Raw genomic sequence first — 15,916 nt, forward strand, 5'->3', positions numbered from 1 at the left:
CTTTTCTAATAAACTGCTTTAAACGTAAAAGACCCCAAGATTGGGGCCTTTTTTATCAATATGAGAAACAGCTCAGTTACATTGTGATTCCATATCACTCGTAAGCTATCGGTTCGCTCATTTTCATTCCATTTGATTTCTCTTATCTTCTCAAACGAAGGCGAAGCCCACGTTTTTGCCAGCTTCTGACCACGGAATAGCGCCATAAACCGCGAATGCCGAAATAACCAAGCATGGCACTTGCGACGCCACAGATGGCACAGCCGAGCAGAAACGGAGGACCAATGGTCGACATCTGTTCCACTATAAAGTCCCAAGACAGCTCGAAGTGGAATTTTTGAGGTGGGGTAGACATTACCAGTGCCCCGACCTTATATGCAAAGTAGAACAACACGGGCATGGTAATAGGGTTACTCACCCAAACCAATGCAACAGAAAGAGGAAGATTGACCCCACACGCAATGGCTAAACCCGCAGCCATGATCATCTGGCTGGGAAGAGGAACAAAAGCCATGAATAAGCCAACGGCAAATGCGCCAGCAGCAGAGCGTCGGTTGAGACACCATAAGTTAGGGTTATAAAGGACGTTGCCAAATATTTTAAGTGCTTTTTGACGCTTGATTAAATCGTGATCGGGTAAGAAGCGTCGGATCATTTTTTTTGGCATAGGATATGAAAACTCACTTTTCTAACTGGACATTAATTTCATTCACGGCAGCAGTGGCTTCGTCTGCACTTTGGACGACCATGCCGGGTGCTTTCTGGCTTGTTCCCGCAATTATCCTATGCTTGCTTATCTGGAACAGGTCAGGTACTGCTTGCCTCAAAGGCGTGTTGCTAGGATTGATAATTGTGGTTGTCCATTCCATCCTCTATCAATTACAGCAACGTGTGCTTTTTTCTGAGGGTCAGAATAGTACCATAACTGGCCGAATTGACAGCCTTTTTAAACAAATTAGCCATGGTTATGTAGCGACTTTTGTCGTCCATCAAATTAACGACCGGGAAATTCCCTACTTTCTTCAGCCTAAAGTGCGAATTGTGTGGTCTCAGACAGAAAATCGACCAGAAATTAATGATGAGCTGACCCTCGAAGTTGTTATTAAACCTGTCTATGGGCGTCTCAATGAGACGGGGGTTGATCAGGAAAAACAGTTTGTTAGTGAAGGCTGGCACGGTAAGGCTGTTATCAATGCGGTTGTCATGCACCGAAACATACCAAGTTTGCGGCAGCATCTGTTTGACCACAGTTTAATGTACACCTCTGGACTGGGATCACAGCGGTTTCTTATTGCATTAAGTTTTGGTGAACGTAGTCTTCTGAAGGCTTCAGATTGGGTTAATTTGCAACGCAGCGGCTTGCTTCATTTAATGGCCATTTCAGGGCTTCATATTGGTTTAGTCTTCGGTTTCGGTTGGGTTGTCGGTCGTTGCATCTCCATCTTTATTCCAGGAAGTTCGAAAGCCTGGAGCCCTATCTGTATGGCGCTGCTTTTTGCTGTGGGGTATGCGGCACTCGCTGGCTTTTCACTTCCAACTCAACGAGCGCTTTTGGCTTGTCTGAGCGTTTCTCTGATACAAGCATTAGGCGTGCATTTTGGACGCTGGAAGATTCTGCTCATAGTGTGCAGTGTGATACTCGCGCTAGATCCATTTTCGGTGCTGACCGCCAGTTTCTGGTTATCCTTTGCTGCTGTGGTCGTGATCTTTTTGTTTCTGGGGCTACAGAAACGCCGAGCTTACTCTTGGGTTCATAAACTGCGGCTGCTTATCGGAATGCAGATTTGGTTGTTGGTGACGCTCATTCCCATATCTATGCTGTTCTTTTCCGGATTCAGTTATTTGTCGCCACTCTACAACTTGGTATTTGTGCCTCTGGTTGGTTTTGTCACACTGCCTTTAATTTCTATTGCGCTTGCTTTTACGCCAATAAGCGAGCATTTCGCTTCTCTATTTTGGGGGTTAGCTGATAAATCTCTCGCTCCTATTCTTTGGGTTTTGGATATAGGCTCGGCGGGTTGGATAAGTGTTTCCCCAATGTATACGGCGATAATCGTCGTTGGTCTGGCTCTAGCATTCATAAGTTATCTACTCAGAAGCTTAAATCCTATGTTGTTATTACCTGTCGCATTACTCTGGTTATTCCCCAGCAAACCAGAGCCAAATTGGCAATTAGACGTATTAGATGTGGGGCATGGTCTAGCGATTTTGATTGAGAAAAACAACAAAGTTGTACTCTATGACACGGGTGTCGGTTGGCAAGGTGGCAGTTATGCGCAAAGTGTGGTGTATCCGATTCTTGTTAATCGTGGAATATCCAAACTGGATGGACTGATTCTCAGTCATCTGGACTCTGATCATGCTGGTGGCAGGAAGTTCGTTGAAAATCACCTACATCCCGAATGGTCACGCTCAAGCCAAAGCCTGCCTAACTATCAACCATGCATTAAAGGGGAGAACTGGAACTGGCAGGGTTTGAAATTTGAAGCACTTTGGCCACCCAAAATAGTGAATCGGGCATACAATCCCCATTCCTGTGTAATCAGGATCAGTGATGGAAGCCATTCTGTTCTTTTGACCGGGGACATTGACGCCATTAGTGAATATTTGCTGGCGAAAGAAGGGGCAAAGCTTAAGTCGGATATCATGATTGTTCCTCATCATGGTTCCTCTACATCATCCAAATCGAAGTTTGTCCAATACGTCAGCCCAGACCTCGCTATTGCTTCTCTTGCCAAAGGAAATCGCTGGAATCTTCCCGCTCCTGCAGTACTGAGCGCTTATAGCGAGGTTGGAGCAAAATGGTTGGATACAGGAGAGCAAGGGCAAATTTCTATCCTGTTTGATGAAAACCATCGGTATGTACAATCAGTTAGGCAAGAACAATCCGCACGCTGGTATAGGCAGATCGTAAGGAAAGGAGTAGAATGAGCGGAATTTTTTGAAAAACAATTTTCTTATGTCGCAAGAATCCGATCAATCGACCTTTCAGACGTTTAAGCGCCTTTGGCCTTACATTTCAAACTACAAAATTGGCCTAGTCATAGCAGCGATAGCACTGGTGGTTAACGCCCTAAGTGACACTTATATGATTTCTCTGCTTAAACCTTTGCTGGACGAAGGCTTCGGCAGTGCAGATTCTGACTTTCTGAAAACGATGCCAATCATCATCCTTGTCTTGATGCTGGTGCGTGGCGGTAGCGGATTTCTGTCTGCTTACTTTATGAGTTGGGTATCCAACCACGTTGTGATGAAGTTACGTCGCGAAATTTTTAATCACTTTATGAAGATGCCCGTTTCATTCTTCGATAAAGAGTCGACAGGGCGCCTGCTTTCCCGAATTACTTACGATACAGAACAAGTCGCTGGCGCAACCAGCCAGGCTTTGGTGAATATTGTCCGTGAAACAGCAAGCTTATTGGGCTTTATTGGTCTTATGGTTTACACAAGCTGGCAGCTTTCTCTTGTGGTTTTGGTGGTGGGACCTGTTGTCGCCGTTGCGATCAGTACTGTTTCTCGTAGGCTGAGAAAAATCTCCAAAAACATGCAAACAGAGATGGGTAACCTGACTACGTCTTCCGAGCAAATGCTCAATGGTCACAAAGTGGTGCTCAGTTGTGGTGGTCAGGAAGTTGAAGAGCAGCGCTTTAATCACGTCAGCAATGCCATGCGTCAGCAAAACATGAAAATGGTTGTGGTGCAGCAGATATCAAGCCCGGTTGTACAGATGATTGGGTCATCCGCTCTCGTGACCGTTCTCTTCTTGGCTTCCATGGATTCAATTCGTGCTGAGCTGACGGCAGGTGCTTTTACTGTGGTTTTCTCTTCTCTGCTCAGTATGCTTCGTCCGCTTCGTGGTTTAACTGCGGTGATGTCCGATTTCCAACGTGGTATGGCAGCGTCTCAAACTTTGTTTAGTCTGCTAGATATGCCGACTGAAACGGATTTAGGCAAGGTAAAGAAAGATGCGGTCAAAGGCGATATCGAAGTCAGCAATGTCACCTTTACATACCCGACAAAAGAAACACCAGCCCTCAAGAACGTGAGTTTTTCAATCCCACAGGGAAAAACGGTTGCATTGGTTGGTCGCTCTGGTTCGGGCAAAAGTACCATCGCTAGCCTGTTTACTCGCTTTTACGAACTCGATGAAGGTACGATTTCCCTTGATGGCGTTGATGTAAGAGATTTTGAACTAGAGAACCTACGCCAGCACTTTGGTTTGGTTTCTCAGCATGTCCATCTGTTCAACGATACCGTCGCCAACAACATTGCGTACGCCGCAGAAGAGCAATACTCCCGAGAGCAGATCGTTGAAGCCGCAAAACTGGCTTATGCTCATGATTTTATCGAGAAGCTCGATAATGGCTACGACACAGTAATAGGTGAAAACGGTGTGAACTTGTCTGGCGGACAGCGCCAACGCCTTGCCATCGCACGTGCTTTGCTACGTAACGCGCCTGTGTTGATATTGGATGAAGCGACATCTGCGCTGGATACCGAATCGGAAAGAGCGATTCAGTCTGCGCTGGATGAACTTCAAAAGGACAAAACGGTTCTGGTGATCGCTCACAGGTTGTCTACGATTGAAAATGCAGATGAAATTCTGGTGGTTGATAGCGGTGAAGTGATCGAACGTGGTGACCATGAATCGTTGATTGAACTGGGTGGATCTTATGCTCAGCTCTATTCTATTCAGTTTGATGAGTCGCATTAAATGGTAGAAAAAATCTGGTTCGAGAATCACTGGTTGGGTGTTGTGTTGTGGCCGATTCTTTGGCCGCTATCTTGTTTGTACCGGAAGATCAGTGAAAACAGAAAACGAGATTTTGAGGCTGGCACGAAACCGAGATATCGCGCTCCGGTTCCGGTTGTGGTGGTCGGAAATATCACCGCGGGCGGAAATGGAAAAACGCCGATGGTGGTTTGGTTGGTTGAACAGTTACAACAAATGGGGCTGAACCCAGGGGTTGTTTCTCGTGGTTATGGAGCCAAAGCGCCTAAATACCCTTATCTAGTTTCAGAAAACGCCAACCCTGAACATTGTGGTGATGAGCCTTTGTTGATTCACAGACGGACTCATGCGCCTGTTGCCGTAGACCCGGTTCGTAGCAACGCGGTAAAAGCTTTGGTTGAGCAAGGTGTCGATGTTGTTGTGACCGACGATGGGTTGCAGCACTACGCTTTAGAGCGTGATATTGAAATTGCAGTGGTCGATGGTAAGAGAAGAATGGGCAATGAAAAGCTGATTCCGATGGGACCGCTGCGCGAACCGGTATCAAGATTGGAAAGTGTCGATTTTATCGTAACCAATGGTGGCGAACCCAAATCACAGGAAATCGCCATGACATTAGAGCCTGCTCTCGCCAAGAACCTGGTTACTGGTGAAACCCTCAATGTCTTGGATTTAGAGAGCGTGGTGGCTATGGCTGGAATCGGTCATCCCCCTCGCTTTTTCAACACACTCAAACGATTAGGCGTGTCGTTGAAAGCTGAACACGGTTTTGCTGACCACCAAAAAATGACAGAGGGGCAGATCGCTGAGATTGAAATGCCAGACACTCCTATTATTATGACTGAAAAGGATGCGGTTAAATGTCTGTCATTTGCGAAGGACAATTGGTGGTATTTGCCTGTGTCTGCAAAACTTGCAGACCAAAACGCAGAAAGAATATTACAAAGAATCAAAGAGGTAATGAAAGATTATGGATCATCGACTGCTTGAGATCGTTGCGTGCCCGGTTTGTAAAGGCAAATTGACCTACGATAAAGACAGACAAGAGCTTATTAGCAAGGTTGCTCGCCTCGCGTACCCAATTAAAGATGGTATTCCCGTTCTTTTAGCATCAGAAGCTCGTAGTATTTCCATGGACGAGGGAAAATAAATGGCATTTACTGTCGTCATCCCAGCTCGCTATCAGTCGACCAGACTTCCGGGTAAACCACTGGCAGATATTGCCGGCAAACCTATGATTGAATGGGTGTATCAGCAAGCCATTCAGGCTGGAGCTGATCAGGTTATTATTGCGACCGATGATGAACGGGTGAAAAGTGCGGCTGAGCGCTTTGGTGCGCAGGTTTGCATGACTTCAGATAAGCATGAATCCGGGACGGAAAGGCTGGCAGAAGTGGTTGAAAAAATGCAGATACCTGCCGATCATGTGGTCGTGAATGTTCAGGGTGACGAGCCCCTGATTCCGCCATCTATCATCACTCAAGTGGCAGAAAACCTGAAAATGAGTGATGCGCCAATGGCAACGCTTTCTGTAGAGATCGAAGACGAAAGTGAGGTATTCAACCCTAATGCGGTTAAAGTTGTTACCGATCAAAACGGTTATGCACTTTACTTCAGCCGAGCCTCTATTCCATGGGACAGAGACGACTTCTCTAAAGAATCGCCAAGCATTCGACAGCCATTGCAGCGTCACATCGGCATTTACGCTTACCGCGCAGGCTTTATCAAAACCTATGTGGAATGGGAGCCAAGTGCCCTTGAAAGAATCGAATGCCTAGAGCAACTCAGAGTGCTTTGGTATGGTGAGAAAATTCATGTGGCGGTGGCAAAAGAAACCCCGGCAGCAGGCGTAGATACTCCGGAAGATTTAGAAGTAGTCAGAAAGCTTCTGGCTCAATAGAAAGCGCAATTGATAGCAAAAGAGCAGCGAATTCGCTGCTCTTTTTTGTAGAAACTCACCCTTACTGCTTAGGTGATTGAGCTAATGAAATGTGGTTAGCTTGGAGGTATTCCTGATATCGCTCACTCATTAGGTAGTCGTGCTCATTGACTCTTGCCAGCCCGTGCTCCACTGTCGCCCCCTGGGTCGCAGGGTGACACATAATAAGCCCATTACCGGATATCTTGTCTAGCCAGCCCTCCATCATGCCAGCAAAATCGGCTTTCTCACTGATGGAATATAAGCCCGAAAAATCCGAGTTTAATGCCGCTTTAGTTTCGGATTGAATCATGCTTTTAAACCCGGCATTCATTCCTTTAATCACCACCGCTTTCAATGCTGAGTCGTGGCCGCTTAGAGGGACACAAGGATTTCGGACCCAAGGCATATCTTGGTCGTATCTCTGTCTTAGTTCTTTGGCAACGACGTCACGAACAACAGGAAAAGCGTGAACGTGCTGATGACCATCCAGATAGTCTGGGCGGCGATTCATTTCATCCTCGAATCGATCCAGCTGTTTTTTTAGCGTATTGGTAAGCTGTTCCGTGTTAAGTGTCCGAGTAATTGCTCCAAGCATTAACTTGCCAAGGCTGGCAAATTCGCCTAAGTCAAAATGAAGACCAAAAGCGGCTTTTCCTTCTAAAGGTTTTAGCTGAGTAGCTGATTGTGACCAGTCAGGCATCAATGTCATACAGCTAGTGGCGGAAATACGTGAGTTTTCAATCAACTCAAGAATGGCAGCGTCGACTTCTGCCGACATGCCATAGTCATCTGCACAGACAATTACTTGCTTCATGCTTTCTCGTCTTCACTGCCTGATTCGCGTTTGTCTTCGCTCTTCTGGTACTCTTCAATGATGTACAACGGACGCCTTTTTACTTCAGAAAACACACGAGCAAGATAATCTCCCATGATTCCGATGGAAAGCAACTGAATACCTCCTAGGAAAAAGATGGAAACAATCAGTGATGGCCAACCTGGAACATCAGTACCAAAAAAGAGAGTACGAAGCAGAACTAACATACCGTAGCCAAAAGACATGGCTGAAATAATAGCTCCTACGACCATCCAGATTTTGAGTGGGATACTGCTGAACGAGGTGAGTCCAGTGATCGCCAGAGAAGTCAGGTCGCGAAATCTAAAGGTGCTGGCGCCACTTAAACGTTCTACAACTTCAAATGAAACCGCTTTGCTCTTAAATCCAACCCACGCGTAAAGACCTTTCATCATCCGCGTGCGTTCAGGAAGCGAAATCAGCGCATCTACAACGTTACGACCAAGTAGTCTGAAGTCTCCGGCGTCTGGGTGAATCTCTACATCGGAAATGCGTTTTAGCAGCCCGTAATACACTTTCGTGAAGGCTCGTTTGGCAAAGGATTCGTCGTCTCGGTTAGCACGAACTCCGTAAACCATATCGTAGCCGTCGCGCCAATGTTTGATGAAATCAGCAATGACTGGGAGAGGGTGCTGACCGTCCGAATCCATAATGATGACCACATCGCCGCGAGCATTGTCTAAACCTGCACTTAGCGCAATTTCTTTACCGAAGTTTCTAGAAAACTTCACGATAGAAATGGGGTAGCTTTGAGAGAGCTCTTGAGCTACGGCTACAGTGTTATCTTGGCTGCCATCATCAACAATAAGAATCTCCACCTCATTACAAAACTGTTTGAGGTAGTTGTAGGTTTCTGGAATTACCTGTGGAAGATTCTCAGCTTCGTTATAGGCAGGCAACAAACAAGTGATCATATTTGGCAGATCACGAAGGTTTTTGCTCTCAGTAAGAGGGGCGTTTGGAGCGCTCATATTTTTATCACCCATGTAGACTTCACCTTCACTTAAACCATGAAGGACAATAACGCGACATTATATACAGGTTTGACCTTAGTATTAAATAAAGGACCTGTGATATTTAGATTTGCTTCCAATGCAGGTATATCCCCCAAATTTTGTGATTTTAACTTAAAGCTCATTTTTGGAATTGCTTAACATCAGGAATGTGCCGTTCAGATATTTCCTACATGCCTTCACCCCTTTAAATTCGACCGCTCTGAATGTAAGTGCTGATCTGTTTAGTAGCATAGATGTCTTCGCAGTAAGCAATCGATTAGATTGAGTTTAAAGCTTGATGTTACTAATGGTTTATTCCAGTTCACCTTGCTTTTTATTTTCTTATTAAGCTCATTGTTTAGTGTGTACGAGGAGAGAGCATGAAACGAAGTCTAGTTACGATTGTACCAATACTTTCTGTATTTCTTTTAGCTGGTTGTTTTAGCTCTAAAGAAAACAGTGCTGGTAAAACAACACCGGCAAAACCTTCCAGTTCCATAGCGCCAAAAAATCAAGGACTTTCTCAGCAGTTAAGCAAATTGAAGTCAAATGGTAAGGCTTTAAGTACAGACGCTATTGAATCAGTAATGAATTTGCCTGTTGGAAAAACAAGTCTATCTATTTCTGTTCCAAGTAAATTCAGTTCTGTTAAGAAATCCAAAAAATAACAACGTATAAGGAATATCGATATGACAATGAAAAAGAATTTACTGGTCGCTGCACTTGCAGCATGCGGTGTGAACGCTGCTCATGCAAATGGCACAGACTTATATGTTGGCGCTTATCAGGTTAGCACCGCAATGGAAGAAAGCATTGATGAGATGCTTACCGCGAAACTAAAAGCATCTTTCTTCTCTTCAGCTGCGCTTTACATGGATGTTCTAAATGTAGCTAAGCATTCTGCGAGCCCGGGTGAACTTAAATCTCAGCTAGAAAAAGCCTACAAAGACCCGAAATACACAGGTGAGCAGCGTCAGGAGCTGGCTGATGCCTCAAATGAAGTCGGTATGGTCATTGATTACTTGAAGAGTAACGGAAACACTAAAGGTATAGAGTCTCAGAAAATGACCTTCTGTAGCGCCGATGATGTTGATGCTACAAACTGGCCTGGCATTGATGATGTAAAAAGCCAATTTGGCACCCAAAATGGTATTACAAATGTATTGGTCTCTACCATTTACATGCCAGATGAAAATGATAATTGTGCTCCAACATCAGATTGGGCTTCGAAATTACGCAAAGGTTCGACAAAGGCTGATTTCCAGAGTATTCCATTTGAGTTGATTGCATACTCTGACAATGTTGGAAACACGGGTGGTGAGTTAGTTTACATTCTTGAAAATGACATCGAAGAAGAAGTGGGCTTTGAAGAAAGATTCGAATCCTTCACTTTTTACCAGTCTTCATCGGATGATACGCCAAGTGAAGGTGTTTTCAGGCGCTACCGTGCAACCGTGCCAACTGTGCTAAATAAGGATGCATATTACTATTCCAGCAATATTTCCTGTCAGGAGTGCAATGGTGCAAACGAGAAGTTTAAAGTGGAATCTCGCTATGAGTCGGATTATGCAGGACAAGGGAACCGCGATGGGGTTATTGACAACGCATTTGTCGCTGCAACCGCTACTGAAGACTCAGCTGGAAACCTGATTCCGGGCTTTATTGATGAATCCTTAAGTGATGCATATCTGGTTGATGCTACATTAAACTTCTCAAGCGCTGGTAACTCTACTCTGAGAGTGGTGGTAGATAAGTTTGACCTTGAAAAGGAGCTGGTTGTTGGACGCTACGATTCTCAACTTTCAGCACCTCATTTGGCAACTTCGGACAGCCTGAAATTTTTGAACTTGGTAGGGCAGTTTGGCATTAAAGAAGACATGGAAGAACAAGGAGTTGATGTGAATTCGGCAAGCCTTGCGGTGAAAGGAGCAATATCACCAAATCAGTTTACCATTACTGATGGTAAGACAGATTTCCAATACACTGCTTCTGATGCAGATGAATTGGAAGCGTTAAAGAACATTATAGCTCTTACTCCAAGTAGCATCAGTCACAACGAAAGATCTGTTGATGTAACTATTTGGAATGGTGTTAAATAAGTTCTGATTGCTTAGTCTTAAAATAGGTTTACACTTTTTGAAGCCAGCTTTGTTAAGCTGGCTTTCTTTTTCTGGCACAAAAAAGTTCTGGCACAAAAAAGTTCTGGCACAAAAAAGTTCTGGCACAAAAAAGCCCACAGACTTCATGGGCAAATAGGAGGACGATTTAAGGTTTAAATCTCAGAGTTGTACTCTTCTCTTTCTGGGCATGTACCTAGAATTTCTTTTCGACCAGATTCGTTTCTTTGCTCAAGAATCACATCAAAACCCCATAGGCGGTAAAGATGTTTGAGAACTTCCGGGTAGCTCTTGCCCAATGGAATTCGATCGTGTGGAACATATTGAAGAACCAGTGAGCGATCGCCGCGCACGTCCACATTCCAGACCTGAATATTCGGTTCCAGGTTACTTAGGTTGTATTGTGCTGCCAGTTTTTCCCGGATTTGGCGATAGCCAACTTCATCATGTATTGCACTGACTTCGATGTGGTTTTTACGATCATCGTCATTGATGGCAAACAACTTAAAGTCACGCATGACTTTGGGAGACAAATACTGGCTAATAAAGCTTTCGTCTTTAAAGTTCTCCATGGCAAAGTGTGCTGTTTCTAACCAGTCGCCACCAGCGATATCTGGGAACCACTCTTTGTCTTCATCGGTTGGATCTTCACACATTCTGCGAATGTCCTGGAACATTGCAAAGCCCAAGGCATAGGGGTTGATGCCACTAAAGTACGGGCTATTGTAAGGAGGCTGTGCGACCACATTTGTGTGGCTGTGAAGAAACTCCAGCATAAACTTCTCAGACACTAAGCCTTCATCGTACATATGATTCAAGATGGTGTAGTGCCAGAAGGTAGCCCAGCCTTCATTCATAACCTGAGTTTGTTTCTGAGGGTAGAAATACTGGCTGACCTTTCTTACGATTCGTACGATTTCGCGCTGCCAAGGCTCCAGTAAAGGCGCGTGTTTTTCAATGAAGTAAAGGATGTTTTCCTGAGGCTCACTCGGAAAACGAATTTTCTGAGACGCTTCTTTTTCTTCACTTTTTGGAACGGTTTTCCAAAGCTCATTTACCTGAGACTGTAAATACGCTTCGCGAGCTTCTTGCCTTGCCTTTTCTTCGACAATGGAGATTTTCTCCGGGCGTTTGTATCGGTCTACACCAAAGTTCATTAGTGCGTGACAAGAATCGAGAAGCTGTTCGACCTCCTCTACACCGTGCTTTTCCTCGCATTCGGTAATGTAGTTTCTTGCGAAGAGCAGGTAGTCGACGATTGAGCTTGCGTCTGTCCAGGTTTGGAAAAGGTAATTACCTTTGAAGAAAGAGTTGTGACCGTAGCAGGCATGAGCCATAACCAGTGCTTGCATGGTTACCGTATTTTCTTCCATCAGGTAAGCAATACAGGGGTCTGAATTGATCACTATTTCATACGCAAGACCCATCTGACCGTGCTTGTAGTTTTGTTCGGTTTGTATGAACTTTTTACCGAATGACCAGTGATGGTAGTTGATGGGCATGCCAATACTTGAATAAGCATCCATCATTTGTTCTGCCGTGATCACTTCGATTTGGTTAGGGTAAGTGTCCAGTCGATAGTGTTCAGCAACACGTTTAATTTCAGTGTGGTAGCGCTCCAGAAGTTCAAACGTCCAGTCCGGACCATCTGGCAAGCGCTTGCTGTCGGTAGCTTTTTTCTTAGCTGTTTTAGTAGCCATAGCGCGCCTCCCTAAGCTGTTTCTTTCTGAAACAGTTCCCTGAATACTGGGAAAATATCATCCACAGTACGAATATTTTTCATGGCAAAGTTGTCGAAAGCTTCTTCCAGCTTCTGATATTCATGCCACAAGGTTTGGTGGGTTCTTCTTGTAATTTCTATATAGGAGTAGTATTGGCAGTCGGGTAATATGTTGTTGACCAACAGTTCCTTACATCGAGGGGAATCATCTGCCCAGTTATCGCCATCCGATGCCTGCGCGGCGTAAATATTCCACTCGTTGGTCGGATATCTATCTTTCACTATCTCGTCCATTAGCTTCAGTGCACTGGACACAATGGTGCCACCCGTTTCCTGCGAGTAGAAAAACTCGTGTTCGTCCACTTCTTTTGCCTGAGTGTGATGGCGGATGAAGACCACTTCCACGTTCTCGTAGGTGCGAGTCAGGAACAGATAAAGCAGGACATAGAAACGTTTTGCGATGTCTTTGGTTGCCTGATCCATAGAGCCGGACACATCCATTAAGCAAAACATGACTGCCTGGCTGGATGGGATAGGGCGCTTTTCATAATTTTTAAAGCGAAGATCGAATGTATCAATAAACGGAACACTGCTGATTTTCTGACGAAGTTCTTCAATTTCCTGTTGAAGACGCTTTTCTTCCAAAGGCTGAGCAGGTTCGTTGTTCTCTATACGCTCAAGCTCTTCTTCCAGCTCATTAAGCAGACGCTTCTTGCCAGCCGTCATTGCCGTTCTGCGAGCCAGCGATTGCTGGAGAGAGCGCACAACACTGATGTTGGCAGGAATACCGGCTGTCTGGAAACCAGCTCTGTGGGTTTTCCATTCCGTAATTTTGTTGATTTGATTTTTTTGCAGGTTGGGTAGTTCTAAATCTTCAAACAGAATGTCGAGATATTCATCTTTGGAGATTTGGAATACAAAATCGTCTTGACCTTCGCCGTCTGCACTTGCGTCACCTTCACCAGAGCCTCCGCCTTGACCGCCACCTTTTGGGCGTTCAATTTTGTCACCGGTAATGAACTGGTCATTGCCTGGGTGAACACGCTCTCTCACTCCTCCTTGTCCCTGATGAAAAATAGGCTCTTTGATGTCTTTGTGCGGAATCGAGATGTCCTCACCAGTTTCGGTATTGGTGATTGAACGGCGATTCACGGCATCGGCTACCGATTCCTTTATTTGCTCTTTATGGCGACGCAAAAAGCGCTGTCTGTTGACCGTGCTTTTGTTCTTGCCATTGAGCCTTCTGTCGATAAATTGCGCCATACGTTAATCCCTCTGAAACGTCAAAGTGTCGAACTGTGTGCCATGAGTGACTGGCAATGCATGCCAGTCCCCATTTTTCAGACACTTAGTATTAAGAGGACTTACGAACTCGTAGGTACCACTCTGACAGCAGTCTGACTTGTTTCTTGGTGTAGCCTTTCTCCATCATACGAGCGACAAAGTCGTCGTGTTTTTTCTGATCGTCGGTTGAGGTTTTCGCATTAAAGGAAATAACAGGAAGTAACTCTTCTGTGTTCGAGAACATTTTCTTCTCGATAACGGTTCTGAGTTTTTCGTAGCTGGTCCAAACTGGGTTCTGACCTTTGTTATTGGCACGAGCGCGCAATACAAAGTTCACAATCTCATTTCGGAAGTCTTTCGGATTACTGATACCAGCTGTTTTCTCGATTTTTTCAAGCTCGTTGTTCAGAGCCGCACGGTCAAACAGTTGCCCTGTTTCTGGGTCGCGATATTCCTGATCCTGAATCCAGAAATCAGCGTAGGTCACGTAGCGGTCGAAAATGTTCTGACCGTACTCAGAATAGGATTCGAGGTAAGCAGTCTGAATCTCTTTACCGATAAACTCGACGTATTTAGGTACTAAGTAGCCTTTCAAGAATTCAAGGTAGCGCTCGGCAGTATCTTGTGGGAACTGCTCGCGCTCTACCTGTTGCTCAATCACGTAGAACAGGTGAACTGGGTTTGCTGCCACTTCAGACTGATCGAAGTTAAATACGCGAGAGAGAATCTTGAACGCAAAACGGGTTGAGAGACCGGACATGCCTTCATCAACGCCTGCAAAATCGCGGTACTCTTGGTAACTCTTCGCTTTTGGATCGGTATCTTTGAGCGTTTCACCGTCGTAAACGCGCATCTTAGAGAAGATGGAGGAGTTTTCAGGATCTTTCAGACGAGACAAGATACTGAACTGCGCCAGAATGTCCAAGGTGCTGGGTGAGCACGGTGCTTTGGATAGCTCACTGTGGTCAAGCAGTTTCTGGTAGATTTTGACTTCTTCCGACACGCGCAAGCAGTAAGGGACTTTAACAATGTACACACGGTCAAGGAACGCTTCGTTGTTCTTGTTATTTCGGAAGGTTTGCCACTCGGACTCATTTGAGTGCGCCAGAATCATGCCGTCAAATGGTAAGGCAGACAGACCTTCGGTGCCGTTGTAGTTGCCTTCCTGAGTTGCCGTTAGTAGCGGATGCAACACCTTGATTGGTGCTTTGAACATCTCTACGAATTCCATCAGACCTTGGTTAGCTCGACATAATGCACCGGAGTAACTGTATGCATCTGGATCGTCCTGAGAGAAATGCTCAAGTTGGCGGATGTCCACTTTACCAACAAGGGAAGAGATGTCTTGGTTGTTTTCGTCGCCTGGTTCGGTTTTAGCGATCGCAGTTTGTGCCAGAATGGATGGTCTGACTTTCACCACCTTGAATTTTGAAATGTCGCCGCCGAATTCCGTCAGGCGTTTTGCCGCCCAAGGTGACATGATGGAGCGTAGGTAGCGCTTCTCGATGCCGTACTCGCTTTGCAGCAAATCACCGTCTTCGTTCACGTCAAATAAACAGAACGGGTGATCGTTAACAGGGCTGCGCTCCCCGTTTGCAGAAAGCACATAGATTGGCATTTTTTCCATCAGCGCTTTCAGTTTCTCGGCCAACGATGACTTACCGCCACCCACCGGACCCAGAAGGTATAAAATCTGTTTGCGTTCTTCCAGACCCTGAGCGGCGTGCTTTAGGTAAGACACGATTTGCTCAATGGCGTCTTCCATGCCATAAAAGTCTTCGAATGTTTTGTATCGGGAAATCACTCTATTGGAGAAAATACGACTCAGTCTCGGGTCGAGTGCGGTGTCGATAACCTCAGGTTCTCCGATCGCTAACAAGAGGCGCTCAGCAGCGTTGGCATAAGCGCTTTTGTCGTCACGACATAACGATAAAAAGTCCTGCAGTGATAGTTCTTCATCCTTGGCTGCTTCATAGCGAGCCTGGTAGTGGTCAAAAATGCTCATAGCGAATACCCCTCTAAACCTGTCAAATCGACTAATTAACAGCGAAAATGTCACGTCCTTCACTGATTAAGGTTAGACCCAGATTTTGAATTCTGCTTATTAATTCGATATTTATTTCGATTTTTTACTAAAAAAATATGAGCTCGGTAAGGGTTTGTATTGGTGGGATTTATGTGTTTCAAACGCTGTGAAGCGTTGTCCTGCCTAACGTGGCAAAAGAAAAGCACCACATTCATGTGGTGCTTTAAAAATATTTTCAAATAATGTGAAAGACTTACATTAGTTTTAT

Annotated in this window: 13 protein-coding genes; 7 read left to right on the top strand and 6 right to left on the bottom strand. The window is 45.2% G+C overall.

What is annotated here, in order from left to right; translation table 11 throughout:
• Positions 1-142: 142 nt before the first annotated feature.
• Positions 143-667, bottom strand: a complete 525-nt coding sequence (locus INR79_RS06550; protein WP_004400631.1) for a DUF2062 domain-containing protein — start codon at positions 665-667, stop codon at positions 143-145.
• Between the two features lie 5 nt (positions 668-672).
• Here INR79_RS06550 and INR79_RS06555 point away from each other — a divergent pair, with 5 nt between their 5' ends.
• The 5 genes from INR79_RS06555 to kdsB are packed head-to-tail and all read left to right on the top strand — an operon-like array spanning position 673 to position 6,632.
• The gene (locus INR79_RS06555) at positions 673-2,931 is read left to right on the top strand and encodes a DNA internalization-related competence protein ComEC/Rec2 (RefSeq protein ID WP_223096473.1); all 2,259 of its coding nucleotides are present in this window, start codon (positions 673-675) and stop codon (positions 2,929-2,931) included.
• A gap of 28 nt (positions 2,932-2,959) precedes the next feature.
• Positions 2,960-4,714, top strand: coding sequence for a lipid A ABC transporter ATP-binding protein/permease MsbA (gene msbA / locus INR79_RS06560; protein ID WP_223096475.1), 1,755 nt, complete (start codon positions 2,960-2,962; stop codon positions 4,712-4,714).
• The gene (gene lpxK, locus INR79_RS06565) at positions 4,715-5,722 is read left to right on the top strand and encodes a tetraacyldisaccharide 4'-kinase (RefSeq protein WP_223096477.1); all 1,008 of its coding nucleotides are present in this window, start codon (positions 4,715-4,717) and stop codon (positions 5,720-5,722) included.
• Positions 5,703-5,882, top strand: coding sequence for a Trm112 family protein (locus INR79_RS06570; RefSeq protein ID WP_004402555.1), 180 nt, complete (start codon positions 5,703-5,705; stop codon positions 5,880-5,882). The genes lpxK and INR79_RS06570 overlap by 20 nt, the downstream gene beginning before the upstream one ends.
• A complete protein-coding gene (gene kdsB / locus INR79_RS06575; protein WP_022589474.1) occupies positions 5,883-6,632 on the top strand; it encodes a 3-deoxy-manno-octulosonate cytidylyltransferase in 750 nt (249 codons plus the stop codon).
• A 61-nt stretch (positions 6,633-6,693) separates the two neighbouring features.
• Here the strand turns inward: kdsB and INR79_RS06580 are convergent, their stop codons facing one another.
• The gene (locus tag INR79_RS06580; protein WP_223096479.1) at positions 6,694-7,467 is read right to left on the bottom strand and encodes a ChbG/HpnK family deacetylase; all 774 of its coding nucleotides are present in this window, start codon (positions 7,465-7,467) and stop codon (positions 6,694-6,696) included.
• Positions 7,464-8,492: a glycosyltransferase family 2 protein gene (locus INR79_RS06585; RefSeq protein WP_223096481.1), complete on the bottom strand. Its 1,029-nt coding sequence runs from the start codon at positions 8,490-8,492 to the stop codon at positions 7,464-7,466. Before INR79_RS06585 ends, INR79_RS06580 begins: the two co-directional genes overlap by 4 nt.
• A 389-nt stretch (positions 8,493-8,881) precedes the next feature.
• Here INR79_RS06585 and INR79_RS06590 point away from each other — a divergent pair, with 389 nt between their 5' ends.
• Both INR79_RS06590 and INR79_RS06595 read left to right on the top strand, forming a co-directional pair.
• Positions 8,882-9,169, top strand: coding sequence for a hypothetical protein (locus INR79_RS06590; protein WP_022550221.1), 288 nt, complete (start codon positions 8,882-8,884; stop codon positions 9,167-9,169).
• 21 nt (positions 9,170-9,190) lie between these two features.
• On the top strand, positions 9,191-10,600 hold the full coding sequence (locus INR79_RS06595) for a hypothetical protein (protein WP_223096483.1): 1,410 nt from the start codon (positions 9,191-9,193) through the stop codon (positions 10,598-10,600).
• Between the two features lie 173 nt (positions 10,601-10,773).
• Here INR79_RS06595 and INR79_RS06600 read toward each other — a convergent pair whose 3' ends face one another.
• The 3 genes from INR79_RS06600 to INR79_RS06610 form a co-directional block, all read right to left on the bottom strand.
• Positions 10,774-12,318: a SpoVR family protein gene (locus INR79_RS06600; RefSeq protein WP_004402568.1), complete on the bottom strand. Its 1,545-nt coding sequence runs from the start codon at positions 12,316-12,318 to the stop codon at positions 10,774-10,776.
• A gap of 11 nt (positions 12,319-12,329) precedes the next feature.
• The gene (locus INR79_RS06605) at positions 12,330-13,601 is read right to left on the bottom strand and encodes a YeaH/YhbH family protein (protein WP_004402569.1); all 1,272 of its coding nucleotides are present in this window, start codon (positions 13,599-13,601) and stop codon (positions 12,330-12,332) included.
• Between the two features lie 91 nt (positions 13,602-13,692).
• Complete coding sequence (locus tag INR79_RS06610) at positions 13,693-15,627, bottom strand: PrkA family serine protein kinase (RefSeq protein ID WP_004402573.1); 1,935 nt, start codon at positions 15,625-15,627, stop codon at positions 13,693-13,695.
• Positions 15,628-15,916: the final 289 nt, after the last annotated feature.

Origin of the sequence: Vibrio sp. SCSIO 43132 (assembly GCF_019904195.1) — a bacterium.
GTDB classification, from domain to species: domain Bacteria; phylum Pseudomonadota; class Gammaproteobacteria; order Enterobacterales; family Vibrionaceae; genus Vibrio; species Vibrio nigripulchritudo.